20 protein-coding genes and 3 pseudogenes are annotated in these 21,764 nt (G+C 32.0%); 20 read left to right on the plus strand and 3 right to left on the minus strand.

Annotation, left to right across the window (positions count from 1 at the left end; genetic code table 11):
- Window positions 1-891 precede the first annotated feature (891 nt).
- Window positions 892-1,788 (minus strand): LysR family transcriptional regulator, encoded by an 897-nt coding sequence (locus B3603_RS18020; protein WP_291567491.1) that lies wholly within the window; start codon window positions 1,786-1,788, stop codon window positions 892-894.
- Between the two features lie 124 nt (window positions 1,789-1,912).
- Here B3603_RS18020 and B3603_RS18025 point away from each other — a divergent pair, with 124 nt between their 5' ends.
- The 17 genes and pseudogenes from B3603_RS18025 to thiD form a co-directional block, all read left to right on the plus strand.
- Window positions 1,913-2,941 (plus strand): 1-aminocyclopropane-1-carboxylate deaminase/D-cysteine desulfhydrase, encoded by a 1,029-nt coding sequence (locus B3603_RS18025; protein ID WP_291567493.1) that lies wholly within the window; start codon window positions 1,913-1,915, stop codon window positions 2,939-2,941.
- An 86-nt stretch (window positions 2,942-3,027) separates the two neighbouring features.
- A complete protein-coding gene (locus B3603_RS18030; protein WP_291567495.1) occupies window positions 3,028-3,159 on the plus strand; it encodes a hypothetical protein in 132 nt (43 codons plus the stop codon).
- Window positions 3,146-3,340, plus strand: coding sequence for a hypothetical protein (locus tag B3603_RS18035; protein ID WP_291567497.1), 195 nt, complete (start codon window positions 3,146-3,148; stop codon window positions 3,338-3,340). The genes B3603_RS18030 and B3603_RS18035 overlap by 14 nt, the downstream gene beginning before the upstream one ends.
- 1,137 nt (window positions 3,341-4,477) lie before the next feature.
- Window positions 4,478-4,864, plus strand: a complete 387-nt coding sequence (locus B3603_RS18040; protein WP_291567499.1) for a TetR family transcriptional regulator C-terminal domain-containing protein — start codon at window positions 4,478-4,480, stop codon at window positions 4,862-4,864.
- A 13-nt stretch (window positions 4,865-4,877) separates the two neighbouring features.
- A complete protein-coding gene (locus B3603_RS18045) occupies window positions 4,878-5,138 on the plus strand; it encodes a GNAT family N-acetyltransferase (protein WP_291567501.1) in 261 nt (86 codons plus the stop codon).
- A 319-nt stretch (window positions 5,139-5,457) separates the two neighbouring features.
- Window positions 5,458-7,215 (plus strand): ABC transporter ATP-binding protein, encoded by a 1,758-nt coding sequence (locus B3603_RS18050; protein WP_291567504.1) that lies wholly within the window; start codon window positions 5,458-5,460, stop codon window positions 7,213-7,215.
- Entirely contained in the window at window positions 7,212-9,053 is a 1,842-nt protein-coding gene (locus tag B3603_RS18055) for an ABC transporter ATP-binding protein (RefSeq protein ID WP_291567507.1), read from the plus strand. Before B3603_RS18050 ends, B3603_RS18055 begins: the two co-directional genes overlap by 4 nt.
- A gap of 54 nt (window positions 9,054-9,107) precedes the next feature.
- A pseudogene (locus B3603_RS18060) lies at window positions 9,108-9,296 on the plus strand (DDE-type integrase/transposase/recombinase); the annotation flags it as partial.
- 327 nt (window positions 9,297-9,623) lie between these two features.
- The gene (locus B3603_RS18065) at window positions 9,624-9,992 is read left to right on the plus strand and encodes a GntR family transcriptional regulator (protein WP_291567509.1); all 369 of its coding nucleotides are present in this window, start codon (window positions 9,624-9,626) and stop codon (window positions 9,990-9,992) included.
- A 13-nt stretch (window positions 9,993-10,005) separates the two neighbouring features.
- Window positions 10,006-11,400, plus strand: a complete 1,395-nt coding sequence (locus tag B3603_RS18070) for a DUF5808 domain-containing protein (protein WP_291567511.1) — start codon at window positions 10,006-10,008, stop codon at window positions 11,398-11,400.
- A 102-nt stretch (window positions 11,401-11,502) separates the two neighbouring features.
- On the plus strand, window positions 11,503-11,979 hold the full coding sequence (gene tsaA, locus B3603_RS18075; protein WP_291567513.1) for a tRNA (N6-threonylcarbamoyladenosine(37)-N6)-methyltransferase TrmO: 477 nt from the start codon (window positions 11,503-11,505) through the stop codon (window positions 11,977-11,979).
- A 243-nt stretch (window positions 11,980-12,222) separates the two neighbouring features.
- On the plus strand, window positions 12,223-13,038 hold the full coding sequence (locus tag B3603_RS18080) for a MerR family transcriptional regulator (RefSeq protein ID WP_291567515.1): 816 nt from the start codon (window positions 12,223-12,225) through the stop codon (window positions 13,036-13,038).
- A 379-nt stretch (window positions 13,039-13,417) separates the two neighbouring features.
- Complete coding sequence (locus tag B3603_RS18085; protein WP_291567517.1) at window positions 13,418-14,149, plus strand: helix-turn-helix domain-containing protein; 732 nt, start codon at window positions 13,418-13,420, stop codon at window positions 14,147-14,149.
- Between the two features lie 71 nt (window positions 14,150-14,220).
- The gene (locus B3603_RS18090) at window positions 14,221-15,390 is read left to right on the plus strand and encodes an alpha/beta hydrolase (RefSeq protein ID WP_291567519.1); all 1,170 of its coding nucleotides are present in this window, start codon (window positions 14,221-14,223) and stop codon (window positions 15,388-15,390) included.
- Between the two features lie 1,091 nt (window positions 15,391-16,481).
- Complete coding sequence (locus B3603_RS18100; protein ID WP_291567521.1) at window positions 16,482-16,631, plus strand: hypothetical protein; 150 nt, start codon at window positions 16,482-16,484, stop codon at window positions 16,629-16,631.
- A gap of 647 nt (window positions 16,632-17,278) precedes the next feature.
- Window positions 17,279-17,452, plus strand: a pseudogene (locus tag B3603_RS23160) (MarR family transcriptional regulator); the annotation flags it as partial.
- A 53-nt stretch (window positions 17,453-17,505) separates the two neighbouring features.
- Window positions 17,506-17,796: pseudogene (gene thiD, locus B3603_RS18105) on the plus strand (bifunctional hydroxymethylpyrimidine kinase/phosphomethylpyrimidine kinase); the annotation flags it as partial.
- Window positions 17,797-18,044: 248 nt separating this feature from the next.
- Here the strand turns inward: thiD and B3603_RS18110 are convergent.
- Both B3603_RS18110 and B3603_RS18115 read right to left on the minus strand, forming a co-directional pair.
- Window positions 18,045-18,506, minus strand: coding sequence for a DMT family transporter (locus B3603_RS18110; RefSeq protein ID WP_291567523.1), 462 nt, complete (start codon window positions 18,504-18,506; stop codon window positions 18,045-18,047).
- Window positions 18,507-18,519: 13 nt separating this feature from the next.
- Window positions 18,520-18,942, minus strand: coding sequence for a DMT family transporter (locus B3603_RS18115; RefSeq protein ID WP_291567525.1), 423 nt, complete (start codon window positions 18,940-18,942; stop codon window positions 18,520-18,522).
- A gap of 122 nt (window positions 18,943-19,064) precedes the next feature.
- Here B3603_RS18115 and B3603_RS18120 point away from each other — a divergent pair, with 122 nt between their 5' ends.
- The 3 genes from B3603_RS18120 (at window position 19,065) to B3603_RS18130 (ending at window position 21,139) form a co-directional block, all read left to right on the plus strand.
- Window positions 19,065-19,760 (plus strand): cyclic nucleotide-binding domain-containing protein, encoded by a 696-nt coding sequence (locus tag B3603_RS18120; protein ID WP_291567527.1) that lies wholly within the window; start codon window positions 19,065-19,067, stop codon window positions 19,758-19,760.
- A 542-nt stretch (window positions 19,761-20,302) separates the two neighbouring features.
- Window positions 20,303-20,632: a hypothetical protein gene (locus B3603_RS18125; RefSeq protein ID WP_291567529.1), complete on the plus strand. Its 330-nt coding sequence runs from the start codon at window positions 20,303-20,305 to the stop codon at window positions 20,630-20,632.
- Between the two features lie 276 nt (window positions 20,633-20,908).
- Window positions 20,909-21,139 (plus strand): hypothetical protein, encoded by a 231-nt coding sequence (locus B3603_RS18130; RefSeq protein ID WP_291567530.1) that lies wholly within the window; start codon window positions 20,909-20,911, stop codon window positions 21,137-21,139.
- Window positions 21,140-21,764 lie beyond the last annotated feature (625 nt).

Below are 21,764 nucleotides of genomic sequence, written 5' to 3' on the forward strand. Positions count from 1 at the left end.
GGAAGTGTAATTGAGCGAGCACACAAAATTATAAGCATGTTATAAAATTTATTTTCGTCTTATCCTTATTTTGTTTTTATCAAAATTTATAAAAACTAATTATAATAGATAGCTCACATTTTTATATAATGCATAGCAATGAGGAAGGATAACAAGTTAATCTCATCAAGAACACAAATAACTATTCTCAGAAAATGAATGAGCAGGCGTATTTTCTAAAGAAGACACCCTGCTTTTTTTAGAGTTCAAAATCTATCACTTCAATAAAGAATGGAGGAAATCATAGTGGTAAACGAAACGATACATATCTTTTTCTTCTCTGAACATCATCCTCTATCCTCAAAGCGAGTACATATTAGATGAGTCTTCAGATGAAATCACTCCGCCGGAGGCTATGGAATATGAGGATGTCATTCTCACTACCATACATAATATCTTGATGAAGGCCCCTTGAAAGAAAAGATACATAGCCTGTACTCGTCAGTGGAAATCCACGATGGTGATGGATACATCATAAATAAATCTCTTGGGGTATTTCTTTGCTTATTTTATCTCCTGTACGGAATTCATTACTAAATCCATTAGATGAATGCCGTTCGCTCCTCCCATTGATAATCCCTCTAAGCAACCTGTGCAATAGCATACAACTTTATCAGTCTTAAATTGAGCACAGTGTTTTTACATCTTCAGATGTTGCTTTGAGAGCATGGCTATGCCCGAAAAGGGAAAACCACTAGTTTAACTAGTGGATTTTTATTTTGGATTGTAACAATATACCTATATAAAATATATGACAAGTAATAAATTTATTATTATAATATTACAGCATTGTGGTCCTTAAGTTCATGATTTCTGCGTTTTTAAGTTCTGTATTTTATGAACAGATTATGATTATAAGAGAAGCTTTATTTCTTCTATATCCTGAATAACGGTTTTTAGGATAGATTTAAAGGCTGAAATATATTCAGAAGGTTCTTCGATTTTGTTAATCAAATAGATAATTCGTTCTGGTGGTTCATGAGAGAATTCCTTCATTGATAAATTAGGTTCTTTTAAAAACACATCCAGAGCAGAAGTGGGAACAAACGTCCACATATTCTTTTTAGAATTTAGAAGAAATTCTTTTACCTGAAGGATTAAATCAGATTCAATATATGGATCGCATTTGCCGCAAAACCAGTGGCTGAACCACATATTATACTCGGTTGAATAAGAGGAATAAATTGCATTGGCGGCATCTAACATATCTGGTTCTACAAAGGATGGGTAGCCAGAATCTTTTCGGCAGATAAAATGCATTTTTTCACTATATACGGGGACAGATGTTATTTTATCAAAATAAAAATTTGCACCAACTAATGCTAGATCCAATGTACCATTAGCGATACGCTGGTAACATTCCTTATAACTGAAGGTTCGAAGTTTTAAAGTGAGGTTCGGATAAATCGACATCAAGCTATTGTAAACCTTTTGCAATATATATAGGTGTGGGCCATCAGAAGAAGCAATTCGAAATGAGGGATAAGAATCTTGGGAATCAAGGTTCTTTATATCATTCCAAACAGCCATAAAACGATTCGCCAGTGGGACAAAAGCTATTCCCTTTTCGGTTAAGTCAATACTTCGTTGCCCTTTTCGCCGGGAAATCAGCTGTTCCCCTAGTTCAGTCTCGAGTTGTAAGATTCGCTTGCTTAGTGCTGGCTGGCTGATATGAATCGATTCAGCAGCCTTTGTCAGTGTTTTGTATTTTACTACAGCCAGAAAAGCTTCAATATCACTATATCGCATAAAATCACCTTCTTTTTCTATTAATATAACTATTCGTTATATTATAAATCTAATAGTTTCATTATTCAAGAGAGAGATTCTATGATATTCTTTAATCAGTATAATAATGTTTGGAGGAAATAATATGTTATTAGGATATGAAAAAGTATCATTTTTGAATTCACCCACACCACTGGAATATTTAGAAAATATTTCTAAGGAATTGGGAGTAGAGTTTTATATTAAGCGTGATGATTTAACAAATTTGGGTATGGGTGGAAATAAGCTTCGAAAATTAGAGTATATCCTACATGAAGCACAAAAAAATGGTGCAACAAGATTACTGACAGTTGGTGGTGTTCAAACAAATCATGGTCGGTTAACTGCTGCCGTAGCAACAAAATATGGCCTGAAATGTACCATCGCTATGATTGGTGATTATCCTGGCGAGTTATCGGCAAATCTCTTGCTAGATCGGATTATGGGGGCTGATATAGTTCTTAAAAATAACGATGGAAGAGCGGAACCAGAACAATATGATGATTTAGTTAAAAAACTTATGAAGGAATACGAAGAGCAAGGAGAAAAAGTATATTATATTCCTATGGGAGGTTCTGACGATGTAGGATTCCTGGGATATTACGAGTGTGCAATGGAACTTACAGAACAAGCTAATGCAATGGGAATCGGCGACGCACGTGTGTTTGCGGCAACTGGCAGTATCGGTACATTTATGGGATTATATTGTGGACTCAAAAATGAAAAGTCTACACTCAATTGTACTGGCATTGCAATAAGTCCTTTCGGAGAGTACAAGGAAGGCTGCCTTCTGAAGCTTTTTCATGAAGTGAAAGAAAAATATAATCTTAATATTACCGCTGAGTTGGCTGACTTTGACATTGAAAGAGATTATGTCAGAGATGGATACAATATGCCTTCAAAGGAGGTAAGAGAGGCAATTTATTTGATGGCTAGAAAAGAAGCTATTTTGCTTGACCCATGTTATACTGGAAAATGTTTTGCAGGTATGCTTGATATGATTCGTGAGGGTAAAATAACTCCTGGGGAAAAAATTATCCTTATACATACCGGGGGAACACTCGCACTTTATACAAAGGATCACCGCATTGAGTTTGAAAAGGAACTTATTGAAGGTGTAAAAATATTAGAGTAGTGCATTTATAAGGAATCGAAGATCAGTTATTAATTAAACTGATCTTCGATTTTTAATGAAATTTCAGAAAATGAAGGATAAGCCATATGGCACAAAAGAAAGAATATAGAATTAAAGTTGAGGGGCAATCAATCCCGGTAACAGAAGAAGTCTATTTGACATACTACTGCATGAGGCGTAGAGAACTTCATCTGAAGGAAAAGGATGCAAAACTATAGTGCCTTGGATACAGATGAAACCAATAGAGAGGATGCAATCTCTGATCTTAGCTCTCCGCGTGTGGAAGATGTCGTAACGGACAAGATGATTGCTGAAAAACTCCATCAATGCCTTACCCAACTTAACAAAGAGGAACAGGAGCTTATTTTTACTCTGTTTTTTCAGAATAATGGATTTTGACAATGTACCTAAAAAATAGTGGACATGCTAAATGTAGGTTATCCGAATAAGCCTGAACTGAAAATGGAGTAACATAATAAGCACTCGATCTTACTATGAACGGCAGGGTCTCACCTGTCATTCATAGTAAGATAAGGGAACTGTCCATGGGGAAAAGAACTTGCGAGTATGAAATAGGTAGGAGTGATTGCTATACCTCATGCAGACATTATAAAAGCTAGAAGCCTTAAAATAAGGTTAAGGTAATTGATATTAGAAAATCAATGTAACAAATCACATACGAAAAACTTTAATGTTTAGTAGTTTTTTAAATGAAATTATATCGAATAAAGCCTTCAAGATCAACTTGTGTTTGAAGGTTTTATTGCTTACAATTTTATTCAGATCGCGAAGCAGAAATCATGTGCCGAATTGCTAGAAAAATGATGGTGATAGGCAGAGTTTAATTTGCAAAAGGCGGATATTAAGAGTTTGAAAAATTTGGATTCACAGGCGATTTTTTTAGAAACATACCATGACGCCAAGGGGCTAATAGGTTTAACGAACATCTTTTTTGTATCCACAAGGCATGTGGAGACTTGTATGTTGCTACAACGAAAAATTATATAGAAGTCCTTAATTTTAGGCACTTCTTCAACCATTTTGTTTTTATAAATGAGGGTGATAATATCCGTAATAAACAGTTAAAAAAATATATTAATGTTTCTGTAGTTATTGATAGGGAGTGTGGAGATACAACAGAATAAAATTAAAATTTATGAGATACTGTGAAAATGGTATCTCTTTTTTATGTCTGGATGTTCAGAAATGAGTGCCTATTTTGTGTAAAAAATCAGGGGAAAAAATGATTAGTATACAACGAAAAAATGAGGAACTTTTATCTCTATTAAAAAAGAAATAGAATCATTCTATTTAACTGATATTTACCTAAGCAGACAAAGGCAATGCAATTATCACAGTTTGGTTTAGTATTGGAAAAGAACGAAAATAACTGAAAGATTGCCAAGAAATAGTATTGACAAATTCACTATTCAACCCTACACTAAAATAGACACTGATGTCTATTTTAGTGTAGGGGGTGACTTTGATGCCACAGGTAAGTGAGAAATATTTAGANNATATGATGATTTTTTAAACATGAAATCAGTTTTAATCCCTAATCCTAAAGAGCCATTATTACCGCAGTTAAAAGATTGGATTCAGAAAACAGTATTGTCAATACAAAATTCAGAAACGAATTTAGTACGTGCAAAATCAGAATTTTTCCTTTCACATGATGTTTCTGAAATTCCATATTTACGAGAAAGGCATGAAAAGCTTGCGAATGCTATTCAGTTATTCATTAATATGGGAATTGAGACGGGAGAATTTAGAGACAAAATTGATGTAAATTCTTTTTCTGAGTTACTTATCGCAATGATTGATGGAATTATGTTACAACAATATAATCAATTTTGTTCCAGTATTAAACTTTCTAAAATATTTGATTTACTGAATAAGATGATTGAAAGTATTTTATCTTAAGGAGGAGCATTCAATGTTTGAAAATGAAATCATAAAACTACGAAAATTATCACTTAACGATTACAATATGTATCATAATTGGCGTAACGACGTAGAGGTCATGCAAAGTACTAGTCCACAACTCGATATGTATACTTTGGAAGAAACGGAAGAATACATCTCAGCAATAGCCACTCAATCTAATGCTAAGGGTTATATTATTGAGTACAAAGAAACTAATCAAGCAGCCGGTATCATTTCTTTAATAAATNNAAAAAATGGGTTTTATACATGAAGGGAAGTTACGTCAGGCACTCTATCGCAATGGAAGTTGGCATGATATTGTCATTATGGGCATTTTGAAGAATGAATATCTATCTGTTATCCATTGCAAAACGAATTGTAGAACTTCATAAAGGGAAAATTGATGTATATAGCTCAAAGGAGGGAAGGAAATTTTCTGTTATTTTACCAAAATAGAGTATAATAATATATTGGTTAGAGTAATTGTTTTAGGACAATTGCTCTTTTTTTATGTATAAATATATGATGAGTTTAGTTTCAGTTTCTTTTTATGCGATATGATATTCCTAACTTACAGAAAGGAGAATCATATGATTAAATTATTTAAAAATTTAACAAAAAAAGAATGGTTATTTGTGGGAATCAGCCTTGTGTTTATTATAGCACAGGTATGGTTGGACCTAAAATTACCAGATTATATGAGTGAAATTACAATCTTGGTGCAGACCGAAGGTAGCACAATGAGTGAAATCTTAACTGCGGGAGGAAAGATGTTAACATGTGCACTAGGAAGTCTTGTTGGTTCCGTCATTGTTGCTGCATTAGCCGCAAAAGTTGCTTCCAACTTCGGTGCCAGACTAAGAGGACATCTATTTGATAAGGTACAGTCCTTTACGATGGAAGAAATCAATAGATTTTCTACATCCAGTTTGATTACAAGATCCACCAACGATATTACACAAGTACAAATGCTTGTTGTAATGGGTTTACAAGTTATGATTAAAGCACCTATTCTAGCAGTATGGGCAATTATGAAAATTTATGGTAAGAGTTGGCAATGGACATTGACAACAGCACTTGCGGTATTGTTCCTATTAGTTGTTGTTGGTTGTTGTGTAATTTTAGCAATGCCTAAGTTTAAGAAACTTCAAAAATTAACGGATGATCTAAATCGAGTAACGAGAGAGAATCTTACTGGTCTTCGGGTTGTTCGTGCATATAATGCAGAAGAATATCAAGAGCGTAAATTTGAAAAAGCAAATACAGAATTAACTGGAGCCAATTTATTTGCCAACCGTGTAATGGCTATGATGCTGCCAACTATCCAGTTAGTAATGAGTGGTTTATCCTTAGGAATTTATTGGGTAGGAGCAATTCTAATTCAAGAAGCTAGTATGATGGAGAAAATGACATTGTTTTCAGATATGATAGTTTTCTCCTCTTATGCAATGCAAGTAGTTATGGCATTTATGATGCTAATTATGATTTTTATTATGTTACCTCGTGCTTCCGTTTCTGCGAAACGTATTCTAGAAGTATTAGATACAAAACCAACTATCGTAGATGGACAGATTACGTCTTCAAAAACAGAATGTAAAGGTGAAGTGGAATTCAAAAATGTAAGTTTTAAGTATCCAAATGCAGAGGAATATGTAATACGTAATGTAAGTTTCACTGCAAAAAAGGGGGAAACGGTGGCATTTATCGGTTCCACTGGATGTGGTAAAAGTACGGTAGTGAATTTAGTACCACGTTTTTATGATGTAACAGAAGGAGAAGTTTTAGTAGACGGAATTAATGTGAAGGAATATAGCCAATACGCACTTCATAATAAAATCGGGTATGTATCCCAAAAAGCAACGTTATTTGGAGGAACTATTAAATCGAATGTTGCCTTTGGAGATAATGGTAAGGATGGATTTCTTGCCACTGATATTATAGAGGCAGTTAGTGCTGCCCAAGCAGCTGAATTTGTAGAAGCAAAAGAAGAAAGCTATGATAGCTTTGTAGCACAAGGTGGTGCTAATTTATCTGGTGGACAAAAACAAAGAGTATCCATTGCCCGAGCGATTTGTAGACGTCCAGAAATATTTATTTTTGATGATTCCTTCTCAGCGCTAGATTATAAGACAGACCGTAAATTACGTGATGCATTAAAGCTTGAGTGCGCAGATGCTACCAAACTGGTTGTAGCACAACGTATTGGAACCGTTCGTGATGCAGACAAAATTGTAGTACTTGATGAAGGGGGAGTAGTGGGAATTGATACACATGAACAATTAATGAAAACATGTGAAGTGTATCAACAAATTGCGTACTCACAATTATCGAAGGAGGAGTTAGCATGAGTCATAAAGAAGAATATAAATTAGGGCAATCTAATCATAGAAAACAAATGGGACCACCAGGACCAGGTATGGGCGGCGGTGGTGAGAAAGCCAAATACTTTAAGACAACATGGGTAAAGTTACTTCAATATTGTAAAAAATATTGGTTAGTTATGGTAATTGCATTACTTTGTGCAGTTATGGGTACTGTGTTAACCTTAATTGGTCCTGACAAATTATCAGAACTTACCGATTTGATTACAAAGGGAATTGTGACTGGAATTGATTTAGATGGTGTTGCTAGAATTGGTTGGACATTGGTTATATTTTATGGACTTAGTTTTCTGTTGTCATTAACACAAGGTATGGTGATGGCTACTATTACACAAAATGTATCTAAACAGTTACGTGGAGATATTTCTGCTAAGATTAATCGTTTGCCGATGTGGTTTTATAATAAGACAACAACAGGAGATGTGCTATCTCGTGTGACTAATGACGTAGATACCATTGGGCAGTCTCTAAATCAAAGTGTGGGGACATTAGTTTCTGCAATTACTTTATTAGTTGGATCTTTGATTATGATGTTAAAGACCAATGTAATAATGACAATTACAGCAATTGTTGCAACTTGTATTGGATTTGTATTAATGATGCTTATAATGGGAAAATCACAAAAATACTTTGCACGTCAGCAACATCATCTAGGTGAAATCAATGGACATATTGAAGAAATTTATGCTGGGCATACCATTGTAAAAGCTTATAATGGTGAAGCTGAAGCACGAAAGAAATTTGTTTATTTAAATAATGAACTTCGAGAAAGTACTTTTATGGGCCAATGTTTATCAGGGTTAATGATGCCCCTGATGTCATTTATTGGTAACTTAGGTTATGTTGCAGTTTGTGTAGTTGGTGCTGTTCTTGCAATGAATGAAACGATTTCCTTTGGAGTAATCGTGGCCTTTATATTATATGTAAGATATTTTACACAGCCATTAAGTCAGCTTGCGCAAGCTGCCCAGTCTTTACAATCGGCTGCAGCAGCAGGAGAGCGTGTGTTTGAATTCCTTGAAGCGGAAGAAATGGAAGATGAGTCAACAAAGACAAGAAAGCTTGAAAATGTACAAGGTAAGGTTGATTTTAAACATGTACATTTTGGTTATGAAGGGTCAGATAAAACAATTATTAATGATTTCTCGGTTTCCACCAAGTCAGGTCAAAAGGTTGCAATTGTTGGCCCAACTGGAGCAGGGAAAACTACGATTATAAATCTTTTGATGCGTTTCAATGAAATACAAAGTGGTACAATTAAGATTGATAATATTCCAATTCATCAGTTACGACGTGAGGATGTTCATGCACAATTTTGCATGGTGCTTCAAGATACGTGGATTTTTGAAGGAACGTTACGTGAAAATCTAGTATATTGCACAGAAAATGTTTCTGAACAAACCTTAGAAGAGGCATGTAAAGCAGTTGGGTTGCATCATTTTATACGTACGCTTCCACATGGATATGATACGGTGTTAAATGATCAAGTGAATCTATCGGCAGGACAAAAACAACAACTTACAATAGCGAGAGCCATGATTGCAGACCGACCAATGTTAATTCTTGATGAAGCTACAAGTTCTGTAGATACTCGTACAGAGTTAATCATTCAAAATGCCATGGACGAGTTAATGAAAGGACGTACTTCATTTATTATTGCCCATAGACTATCAACAATTAAAAATGCGGATTTGATTCTTGTTATGAAAGATGGAGATATCATAGAGAGCGGAAGCCATAACGAATTAATGGAACAAGGCGGATTCTATGCAGACCTATATAATAGTCAGTTCGATGCAGCATAAATAGGAGGACCAGATTATAATGTTACAATTAAAGACGGTTGATACTATTTAGCTTCAGTTATGGATCCATATAGTAGAAAAACAATTGGTTATTCTATGTCTAAACACATTGACATTGTTCTTGCCATGCAAGTTGTAAAGAATGCCATGGAGCTTCAAAATCCAACTAAACCTTTAATACTTCATAGTGATTTAGGATGTCAATACACAAGCTCTGTCTTCAAAGGATATATATGGTATTGAAATTGATTTTGGTTCAATGATTAAATAGTGATAAATTAGTATTAAGCAAATTTAATTTTAAAGTTTATAATAAGAGTTCATATTACTCATGAAGGCTTGTAAATACAAGTCTTTCATGAGTTTTTTACTTCATTAAATAGGTAGTTGAATAAAACTATAACTTATAAAAATCCCTCAAAAGTTTTCATTCTTGCAGTATCTAATTTTTATTTGGCAATAAAATTAAAATTATGATATTGAATTTTAATATATTTGTTATATAATATATATAACAAATATAACATATAGAATAAATATATATAGTTAGTATTTAAAGGTGGTGGTGATTTGATTAAAATATTGTTCGATAGTGAAACTCCAATATATGTGCAATTAAAAAATGAAATTATTAAAGCAATTGCAAGAGGTGAGCTAGAAGAAGGTGAGGCTCTCCCGTCTATTAGGGACTTAAGTGTAGATATTGGAGTGAATCTTCATACTATCAATAAGGCTTATAATCTTTTGAAAGATGAGGGGTACTTATCAATAGATAGAAGAAAAGGTGCTATGGTAAATGTTAATAAGGATAAGAAGGAGGATTTTATAAATTCCATAGATGAAGAATCAGAAGTTTTTTTATGCAGGTGCATATGTAAAGGAGTCAGCAAGGAAGAAATAATTAAGTTAATTAGCGATAAATATGATGATATTAAATAGGTAGGTGATTTTTGTGAAAGCAGAAATTTTAATGTTTTTAATTATAATGATAATAACCTATATTCCTCTTGTCTTTGTACAGAAATTTTCTCAAAGAACTGTTTTTTACGGGGTTAGAATTCCAATAGGTTTTGAGAAAAAAGAAGACTTGATAAAAGAAGATAAAAATTATAAAAGAAATTTAAATATATGTTTTTTAATAACTGTACTTTTAAGTATATTGATAATGATTAAAGTAAGTGAAGATTATTGGACACTTATACTTGTATCCAGCGTATTTTTATTTATATTTGAGAACAGCGTGTGCTTTTATAAGGCTAATAAAAGAGTAAAAATCATTAAAAAAAGAGAAAACTGGGAAGATTTATTAACTGACGAAAATATAGTGGTAGTGGATATAAAAGCTAAGAGCAGAAATTATGAAAAGCTAAGTAAATGGTATTTTGCTCCTCCAATTTTACTTTTTCTATTAGTGCTTTTTATGGCATTAAGAAATTGGAAAGAAGTAGAGATTATGGGATTAATAAGTTTTCTATTTACAATAATTGTATTATTCTTTAGTTTTCTATCAATTAGTAAATCAAAGCAAAACTTAAATGGAGGAAATGTTAAAGATATAAGAGTTCAAAATATGAAATTTAGAAGGGTAATGTCAATATTTATAATTATGATTACTTATGCTATAGCCATACTTTTTACTGTAACAAATTTAGGAAATATGAATTTAATATCAACTAAAAATGAGTTTATTATTACAACAACTATGATTATATTTATTATAATTCTAGGGCTTGCATTGAGTATATATAGCTATAAAGTGGGACAAAGTGGAAAAAATATTTCAATAGAGAAAGATGAACAGGATAAAGATACATTAATTGTTAATAGAGAAGATGATGATAATTACATTTTTGGTATGATTTATTATAATCCAAATGATCCAGCATTTTTTGTAGAAAAGAGAGCAGGCGTGGGTTGGACTGTAAATGTTGCACGTCCTATGGGAAAAGTAGCTATGGTTCTTACAGCATTATTGATAATAGGTGCTATTGTGATGGCAGTTTATGCGTCCACTTCAGTGAAAGTTGATTTACAAATAAGAGAACAAGTTGTAACTATTAAAGGTATGTACTCTGAAAATATAGATAGAAAAGATATAGTGGAATTGTCCTTTGAAAAATCTATTCCTCCAATAGCTGTTAAACAAAATGGAGCAGCCATTGGAAACAAAAAGGTGGGATACTTTAGAACTAAATCAGGAGATAGGGTTAAATTATTTATAGAAGATGATAAAAATTCAGCAATTAAAATAGTTACAAGGGAAAAAATTATGTATGTCAATTATGATGATGAAAACAAAACTGAAGAATTATTTAGCAAATTAAAGAATTTACAAGAGAAAAAATAAAATATAAAGAATAACTATAACATTTTCTATATTGACTCTCACATGATGTCAGGGTATACAGTGGATTTATGGGAAAATAAAAATCATGTGGAGGAATGAGTTATGAAAAATTTTCAAGTAAGTCCTATTGGAAAAATTAACGTCAATGAGGAGGAAATGTTTATTGAAATTAAGCCAAAGTATATTCCAGCTCTACAGGCATTAGATGGATTTAGTCATATTAATGTGATTTGGTGGTTTAGTGACTTTGATAATGAAGAGGCAAGAAATACACTTGAAGCAACACAGCCGTATAAAAAGTCTCCAGATACAATGGGTATGTTTGCTACAAGGTCACCTATTCGTCCAAATCCTATTGCACTGACTGCAGTGCAAATTATTCACATTGACTATGAGAAAGGTATCATTCAAATTCCTTATATTGATGCTAATGATGGCACACCTGTACTTGACATAAAGCCATATACACCAAGCATAGACAGAGTTGAAACTCCCGGTGTACCAGAATGGTGCAGCCATTGGCCAAAAAGTTTAGAGGAATCTGGAAGTTTTAATTGGGAAAAGGAATTTAACTTTTAGTTTTATATGTAGGTCGATAGAGGAATTATAAACTATCGACCTTTTTTTGTCATATCAAGGTATAAAATTTAGAGATTAAAGAGGGAACTAGTAAAAATCAATAAATATAAAAATTGCTTTATTTATTATGTTGTTTAATAATATTGAGATATGTATTGCATCATGACTTGTCCTGTCATGAATAAAGTATGTTGAAGTTTAATAGAACAAGCACTATAATATCTCGATATAGGGGTGATAGTAATGTTTAAGATAGGTGAGTTTTCTAAATTAACTCAAGTATCAGTTAGAATGTTAAGATATTATGATGAAACTGGTCTATTAAAACCTGCAAAAATAGATGAATTTTCTGGCTATAGATTATATTCTACAGAGCAAATTCCTATTCTTAATAAAATTATTTTTCTACGGGATATAGGGTTTAATGTATCAGAAATTGCAATTGCTATTAATAATTGGGATAATACTTTTATTACAAATCAACTTGAAAATAAACATTTAGAAATTGAGAATATCATTAAGGAAGAACATGATAAATTGAGTAAGATAGAACTAGCAATGAAAGATATTCAAGAGGAAAAAATGTCAATTCACTACAATGTTACTATTAAAAGCATACCTAGTTATAAAGTTCTTTCTTTGAGAAAGGTAATTCCTAATTATTATGCTGAAGGTGAGCTTTGGAAGGAAATGTCTGAGTTTGTAGATGAAAATAATATTTCAATTTCAAATAATACTTTTTCCATTTATCATGATACAGAATATAAAGAAAGAGATGTTGATGTTGAACTATGTGCACTTGTAGATAAAACAGGAGAAAATATGAATGGATTTGTATATCGCAATACAGAACCTATACCAATAATGGCTTGCACAATGGTATATGGTGAGTTTAAGAATATTGCCAACGCATTTCTAGCTTTTGCTAATTGGTTACAGAAACATAATCAATATAAAATGACTGGTCAGAGCAGGCAAATTGTTCATCGCGGACCATGGAATGAGACAAATCCTGATAAATACTTGACTGAAATTCAGATTTCATTGGATAAAATATAGTAAAAAGACACCTTTTAGAAAGGTTCTTTGGAGAAATAAAAATAGTAATTTAGGTGAAGGAACTACTTTTATCATTGAATTGTCAATTATAGATGTTTAACTTAAATTAAAAGCAAGGGCTATATTAAGCTTATTTATGTTGGATATATTCTAACTTCAAAGATTATGTACATTTAGATATAAAATTAATATTTTGATTTTAAAAGCCGATAAGATTTAATTTCTTATCGGCTTTTAAATAATATTTTAGATGTTGAAATGTTTGACTGCTCCTTTAAATTGTGAAGAAAGTAAGTACAATTTATTAGAATATTTTTGTATAATGTAGATAACCTAATTTAAAAATTCTTGAACTCTTATCTCAGTAGAGGTGATGAAATTGACAGATGTATTTTACTTTTATGATCATATGTTTATATTTGTAGATTATAAAACTCCAGAATGTCATAAACATCTTGCTAAACATATGATTTTTAGTCTTGGTGATGAAATGGAATGCTACATTGGTGATAAAAAATTATTATGTCGAGGAATATGTATTGATTCAAATGTTGAACATACCATAAAAGTTTGTTTACAGGGTATGCTTGTATTTCTTTTTGATGAAACAAGTAGCCTTGCTTTTCAGCTTAAAAATAAATATCTTAATGAAAAAGTTTTTTCTATAATTGATGAAAAGATAGTGGATGATGTAGTAAACATATGGAGGATCAATGAGAAAAGCAGTAAAAAGATTGATAAGTCAATTCTTTTAGCTTGTGGCTTGAATATATCATCTATGCAAGAATATGATCAGCGAATTGCCACAGTAATTGAGACAATTGAAAAAACTGAGGGCATTTATAAAGATGCTATTGAAGAGCTTTGCAGCATAGTCCATCTTTCACAAAGTAGATTATCCCATCTTTTTAAAGAACAAGTAGGAGTATCTCTTGCAAGTTTTCTTGTTTTTGAAAAGATGAGAAAAACATACGATTATGTGATGAAAGGTGAAAATCTAACAGATGCTGCAATTCGTGCAGGATTTTATAGTTCATCACATTTTTCAGCAACTTGTAAAAGAATGTTTGGCTTGTCTTTTACAGATTTTGCAAAAACACTAAAAGACTAGCGTATTTTTGAAAGTATCAATATTCTTTGTAAGCTATAATATAGTCACTGAAAAGCTTATGGAGGATATTTATGATAGAATTTAAAAAAGGTTCCTATAATTTAAATGATGAACCAAACTTTAATTTTCAACTTAATCGCGTAATTATGTGGGATGGTGGAACGCTTGAAGATATTGAAGAAATATCTCATAAAATTACTGACAGTGCTTCATGGAAAAAAGAACTTATAGAACTTGGTGATAAGGCGATATTAGAAAACAAGACGAAAGAAGCAATAGCTTATTATAGAATGAGTGAATTTTTTATGTATGATGGCGACCCAGATAAAAAGAAATACTATATGATTGCAACAGAGATGTTTTATAATCACTATGTTGATTATTTCAATAATGATATAGTTTTACGTTTTGAAGTACCTTATGAGGATGTTAAACTTCCTGTTATGTACACAAAAGCAAAAGGTACAAAAAAAGATACTGTTCTTATCCATGGAGGAAATGACTCGTATTTTGAGGAATTTTTCTTTACAATGCTTTATTTTGCAGAAAATGGATTTGATGTATATCTTTTTGAGGGACCAGGTCAGGGTGGTGTGATAAGGACGCAAGGAAAACACTTTACCCATCAGTGGGAGAAACCAGTAAAATCTATACTTGATTTTTTCAATCTTAATGATATTACTATAATTGGTGCTTCACTTGGAGGTATGTTAGCACCACGTGCTGCTGCCTTTGATAAAAGAATACAGCGTGTTATTGCGTGGTCAATATTTCCGAATTTTTTTGATGTAATTTTGTCTAATGATTCTAAAGTGCAGCAAGATGTTATTAGGTGGTGCGTAAAACATAAAATGAAGTTTCTTATAAATGCTGCTGTAAATAAAGAAATTAAAAATGGCAGTGAAATTGCAAAATGGGGACTTCTTCATGGTATGTATGCATATAAAGCAAAAACACCTTATGAATATATAACAAAGATGAATAAGTATCAGATACTTGATATTGCCCATAAAATTGATCAAGATATGCTTATAATTGGAGCAAATAAAGATCATTTTATCAATTATCATATAGTAGGAAAAGAAATTAACGCCTTAATAAATGTAAGATCACTTACTGTTCGAATATTCACAGAAAAGGAAAATGCTGAAGGTCATTGTAATGTCGGCAATCCTAAGTTATGTTTTGATACTATGATGAATTGGATTGAGCAGATAAAAAAGAGGGACAATCAGATGTGAATTTTGAATTTAGTAGTTTTAATTACAATGCCAATAAGTATTAATTCTGTTCTTAGATAGATTAAATTTAAGATTAGTATATCTAAGAGACGATTCATAATTATATCCTAAGTAAATTTAGATTACAGTAGTAAACCCACCAAGAAAAGGCCATTAAGAATCACTACTTCGGGTTATAACTAAAATATCACCATAAAAAATAGTCTACGTCTCCTGCGACCCAGCAATCCTAGCAAGAGATTAAAAATACTAGACCAATTAGGATACAAAACCCCACAAGTACAACCAGTAGACATGTTCCCACAGACGGAACACGTTGAGAGTAAAATTCTGATGACGTATTGTGGTGATAAGGATAAAAAGTAGGATTTAGGCACAATATGTAGTGGGTTGAGGATGGATTTAAGGCAAAAAATCAGTGAAAAAACGCCGGTTTTTGACTCTTGTTTTTAGGGGGATTTATAGATGCCATAGAATAATTTGGATGATGACAAGGTAGAAAGTGGGAAAATCAGGGTTGGAAACATGAAATAATAATCTGATATGTTGGCCAGAGGGTTATATAATGTACACCAGTAAAATAATATGATGCAAAAATTACGTATTAGTATGCAAATCTTAGGATTTGCATTTTGTTTTGTAAAAGTGTAAAGGAATATTAAATTACATGACGAAAGAAAAACTATTTTACGAGATAAATCTGGAAGATATGCGTATATTATTGGGTTTATAGTAATATCTGTAGCTATAGTAGTTTTTTTCGTAATGGGTAGTCTTAATGTAATAGAAAATTACGAGTTGATAGTATTCTATTTAGGTGGGTTTTTCATATTCTAATACATCGTTGGAGTTCTAATTTATAACCATATGAACAAGAAATACTAAGCAGATATTTTATATTTGGAGAAATAATGAATGATACCTATGGAATTTTAATTTAGAATGTTCACTGGGATATATGGCTAATAAGCATAATCTGTATTTGCAATTAAGACGCAATCATATATAGGCTGTGTAGCAGTGGTAGAATTACGATGGCTGTATTGTTTTGACAGTTCAGCTTTTCCCTATTGGGAAGGAGATGGATATATATGAATGATCGTATTATGCATGGCGATATTTTTTATGCCAACTTAAATCATGAAATTGGATCTGAGCAAAAGTGGATACTTAAATATTTTGTACATCAGGGGGATAGGATAAAAATGCCGTTGTCTTCAACATTAGAAAAAGCAATGTAATAGGAAATATTACATTAGTAGAAAATGAATATGTCTTTTATTCCAATAATTAAATTTGATAATTTCAACAGCATTGAGATAGAAAAATCTTAATGCTGTTATTTTATATAAAGGCAAAATTAAATATAGAAACTCAAAGAGGCGAGGTCTTCGGTCAACTTTATAATCGACAGGCTTCGCCTTTTTTTATTTCAAAATAAAATTGAAAGGACTGAGAACAATGTCAAAATTTTTTATGTACGATACTGTACTGGAAGGGTTAGAGAAGCAGGTGATTATAATGTCACCAAATTTTATATAGATAGGAATGTTTTGTATATTGACGAATACCATCGATGTTGAAGTCCTCCAGATTCTGTAATGCGATGATAACTGCCGAGTCCTTTTTACGAACACGCTTGGAGAAGTTACGGACATATTCCACCGCAGTTGGGTATTCTCGGAGTGCCCAAACACAGCGGTAAGTGTTACCGTAAATAAAGTGATCAGTTTGAAATTTGATGTTCGAGGGGGCTATCATGTCGAGGAATTCTTGGATACGCACATCCTCTTAAGGAGGTTCTTGAAGTCTTGTTTTTCTTGGTATAGTAAACTTTCCTTTCTTAATCTAATTTGGAGTATAAAAAAAACGCTATAGTCGTAACGGATTGCGAAATAATGTGATTATTAGTAGTATTAATCGTTTTAATATTGAGGGAGTAACAACGGCGCAGTATAATGTATTGGACATTTTAGATAAACAAGGTTCTAAAACCACCAAAGAGTTAGCAGAAATTCGTGGAATCTCACAGGCGAGAATGTCTAAGCTAGGAGCCCGTATAGAGAAGTACCCTAATTTATTATATATACATAAAGGAAAAAAGGAGAAGTTTCAATGAAAAAGGTACTTAGTATTGCTGGATCAGATTGCAATGGAGGTGCTGGAATACAAGCTGATTTAAAGACATTTTCTGCCCATGGGGTGTTTGGAATGAGTGTAATTGTTTCAGTGGTAGCAGAAAATACAAGTCGTGTTATTGATATACAGGATGTTACCCCAGATATGATTGAGAAGCAGATTGATGCCATATTTGAAGATATGGAAGTTGACCCTGTCAAAATCAGTATGCTGTCTACACAACTTTGCATGGAAGCAATAGCAAGAAAACTGGAGTCTTGGCTGCCACTTATTTCTGATTATACAAGAAGGTTGGAGAAAAAAATCGTAGGTACTTTGTGGAGTGTCATAAGCTAGCTTATATGGATTCACTTTATGAGAACAGGGAGAAAAACCCATTGATCCAAGATGGCAAAGCCATTGTCGTTAAGGAAACACTTGAGCTTAGCCTATTTATTGAAAAAGGCTCCCTTTGCTTTAGGGAGTCTATTTTATAAGTAAAATCAATATTTCTGTGCTTCAGTATCATTTTTATTTTACTCATTAATTAGTTGTTCTTTTTTTCTTTTATCCATAAGTAAATTGTATGTCAGACCAATTAATACAAAAAGCCCTCCAATTACCTTGCCCATAGATAATTTGTTTAAAGTAAGATAATCAATGACTATACCAATCAGCAATTGACCTATGAAAATTAGTAAGGTAAGATAGAAGGCAGATATTTTTGGTGTCACATAGTTTGATAGTACAATTACCAAAACACCTGTTAGTCCCCCTAAGTAAGCCCATAGAGGGATTGACGTTAAGTTTATATTAGATATTTTTGGGGACTCACTACTTAAAAGTAAAAGTATAAAAGAAAAAAGTAGTCCAGTAATATAATTGAAAAAAGTACCTTGAAAAATTCCAATTTTTTCAGCCAAATTCGAATTAATGATTCTGGCAACTACAATGGAAACGCCAGCTAAAATTGATATAAAAAAATATATATATAACATTATTAATCCTCCTCTAAAAAATTGTCATTATAACGATTCCTGAAGTAATAAACATTAGTCCAATAAATTTCTTTTTTTCAAATTTAATAGTCTTCATTCCAAATAAGCCAAAATGATCTATAATAATAGATGAAATGGATTGTCCAAGTAAGCCTAAAGAAATGGTTAAAGATACCCCAAGTGTTGAAAAACTTAAATTATTAAAAAGTACTGTTAAAACACCTATAGCACCTGCACTATATAGGTATAGAGGAATACTCCTCTGGAATTTAATTTTTGATTTACTCATAATGTGAACTAGTATGATTGAGAAAAGTCCAACCATATGGATGATTACGCTGGAGGTATAATTTCCTGTTCTATTGGATAAAGTTCCATTAAGCATAATCATTACGGCTATTAGAGCACCTATAAAAGTTGAAACTAAATTATTCATGTTATTTCCTCCTGTATTGCTTTTTTAGCTTAAGTTAAATTTATCACGAAATAATTGTAAATAGTTATGACGTATGTCATATTAAAATAAGAAAATAAAGATTTATAGAGGGAAAGAAATTTATGATAAAAGTAAATGATTTAAAAATAATTGATGAATATATTAACAAATATGATATTACAAAAATATTTACTGAAGACATGAAGCCTTTTCTCGAGCTTTTCTTTTGGAAAAGAAATGAGCATATTTGTAGAGAAAATGAAGAACTTAAATATCTACTTTTCTTTGTAAAAGGGAAAGCAAAGGTTTATACGACACTGAGCAATGGCAAGTCTTTATTGCTTTGTTTTTATGAGGGTTTTAGGGTGATAGGAGACTTAGAAATCATTAATTCACAGAGAGCATCTGCAAATGTGCAAGTTATAGAAGATACCTACTGCATTGGTATTTCTCAAGAAAATGTAAGGACATATTTACTTAATGATGCTAGGTTTCTAAGGTTTGTTTGTGGTTCACTAGGTCAAGAATTGGATAGATGCTCAAAAAATAGTTCTATAAACTTACTTTATCCTTTGGAAAATAGATTAGCTAGTTATATGCTTGCTACCGCTGAAAATACAGACAGTAGTGGCCAACGAATAGTAGTACTTAATGAAACCTTAATTGAAATATCAGAACTCTTAGGTACAAGTTATAGGCATTTATTAAGGACATTAAATATTCTTTGCTTAAAGGGTGCTATAAAAAAGAAGGATAATTACTTTGAAGTGATAGATGAGAAGACTTTAGAAAAACTTGCAGCAGATTTATATAAATAGCTAATGTTATGTGATAATTTTGAATAAATTTGTTGATAAATAGAATTAAATCAGTATAAAAAAGCGAAGGTAACACTAAATAATTCCTTCGCTTTACCATATTACCTTGGTTCTGGTGCCACTATAGCTAACAGAGAGGCACAAATCGACAGGAAACAGGTAATAAAATAGGTGAAAATTCTCTAGTTTCAACGGGTTTCAGAAAATAGAATCAAATGTCAACTAAGACTTAAAAGTTGATATTTAGGTGATTAATTGCTTTATCAAGTGGAAAAGAAACTCATGAATAATAATATTTGCATTTGATACAATGACAAAGAGGCGAGTATTAAAATTAATGGTTTAAAAATTTATTACATTAGCAGTATATTTGAAAAATGCATTTTTTATATGAAAAAAGTTAGAATGCATTTATAATAGATAAGCCTTTTGAGATATGTAGAACTAAAAAATACAATAATTAATCAAAACAGCTTGAAAAATAGCTGTTTTTTTATTGGATAAAGCAAGTACTTATCATTTTAAGAATGGAGGATTTAAAAATGTACATTACTATTAAGAAACCTAATGATACAGATGCCAATGCTATTGGAGTTAATTTTCCCTGTGAGCATAAAGAGTTGAGTAGGATTTGTAATGAGTTGGGGATTGAAGAAACGACAGGGAAGAACTGCTGCATTGTGAATGCTATGGATGGAAACTTTATTGGTATGGTGAAAGAAAATTATTGTAACGTAGTCGAATTGAACTTTCTAATTAACCTTACTTATAATACGCATTGCTATAGCGTTATAAAAAATTTCAACAAACTGCATGAAGAAGGAAGGGAGATATATTTAAATGAGAGGATAGGCGCAAGTACGCAAGATTGAATAAAAGAAAGGTATAGGTGAAATTATGAATCATTTACAAGAGTTACTGACTTTGTTTTTTGAATTAATGCAACACAGAATGACGCTTTATATTAATGTTTTTTTCTTGATGTTAGGAATGGCAATACTGATAGTCGGAATAATTATTTACTCTCAAAAGAAAAGAAAAGGACCTACGAAAATATCAAAAAAATACTTAGTATTGCCAATTATAGGAGCTGTTCTTGTTAGTTGTGAAACATTGCAAATAGCTTTCTATTTATTGATGGTGAGTGTATGGTAAATAAAACAATTAGAAGAGTAAATGAGCATACTAGAAAACTAGGTATTCGCAAAATGCCTTTAGTTACTGAGCAAAGTATGAGAATTGGTAATACAGTTAACAAAGTAGCTGGAATCTCTTTAATTACTTTTGGGCTATTATCAAGTAAGAAATGGGTAATCTCGATTGGCGTTGCTTCGATTTTATCAAATGCATATATTAGCTATAGGTTTGTCGATAAATAGATTGGTCTAAGGTAAAACTATTAAATATATCTCACTTCACTTTTCATCGATTTATTCAAGATCAACTGGATTTAAGTCAATATCAAATTTTCTCTTAATAGTATTTATCAGATACCAGCGAAAAGACATTTCGAACGTAAAGATTAACTAAGGGAATATAAAAAGGGGTGACGGATTTGATTAATTATTATAAAATACTCCAAATGTATTTCAATAAGAACTCTCAGAGAACAATCAGTGCAGCAACAGCCCATTCCCGACATACTATCGCCGAGGTAGTCAAACGTGCAAAAAAAAGGATATCAAAGAGAAAGCAAAGAATTCTAAGAAAATGACATACTCTTACACAAGTTTCTGTAGAGGCTATCGATCATATGCCAACAAAACGCAAGCCAGGAGAAATAAGAAGAATAATAGAAATTGGAAAACGATAAGATTACAGTCAAGAAATTGTGATGAATCTAAGGGACGGTTCATAATTATATCTTAAGTAAATTTAGATTATAGCATTAAACCTGCCAAGAAAAGGCCACTAAGAATGGCTACTTCAAGCCATAGCTGAGATATCACTACAAAGAATAGTCTACCTTTCCTGTAACTCTGCAACTTTAGCAAGAGATTTAAG

Source organism: Clostridium sp. UBA2485, from assembly GCF_002341865.1.
Lineage (GTDB): Bacteria > Bacillota > Clostridia > Clostridiales > Clostridiaceae > Clostridium_J.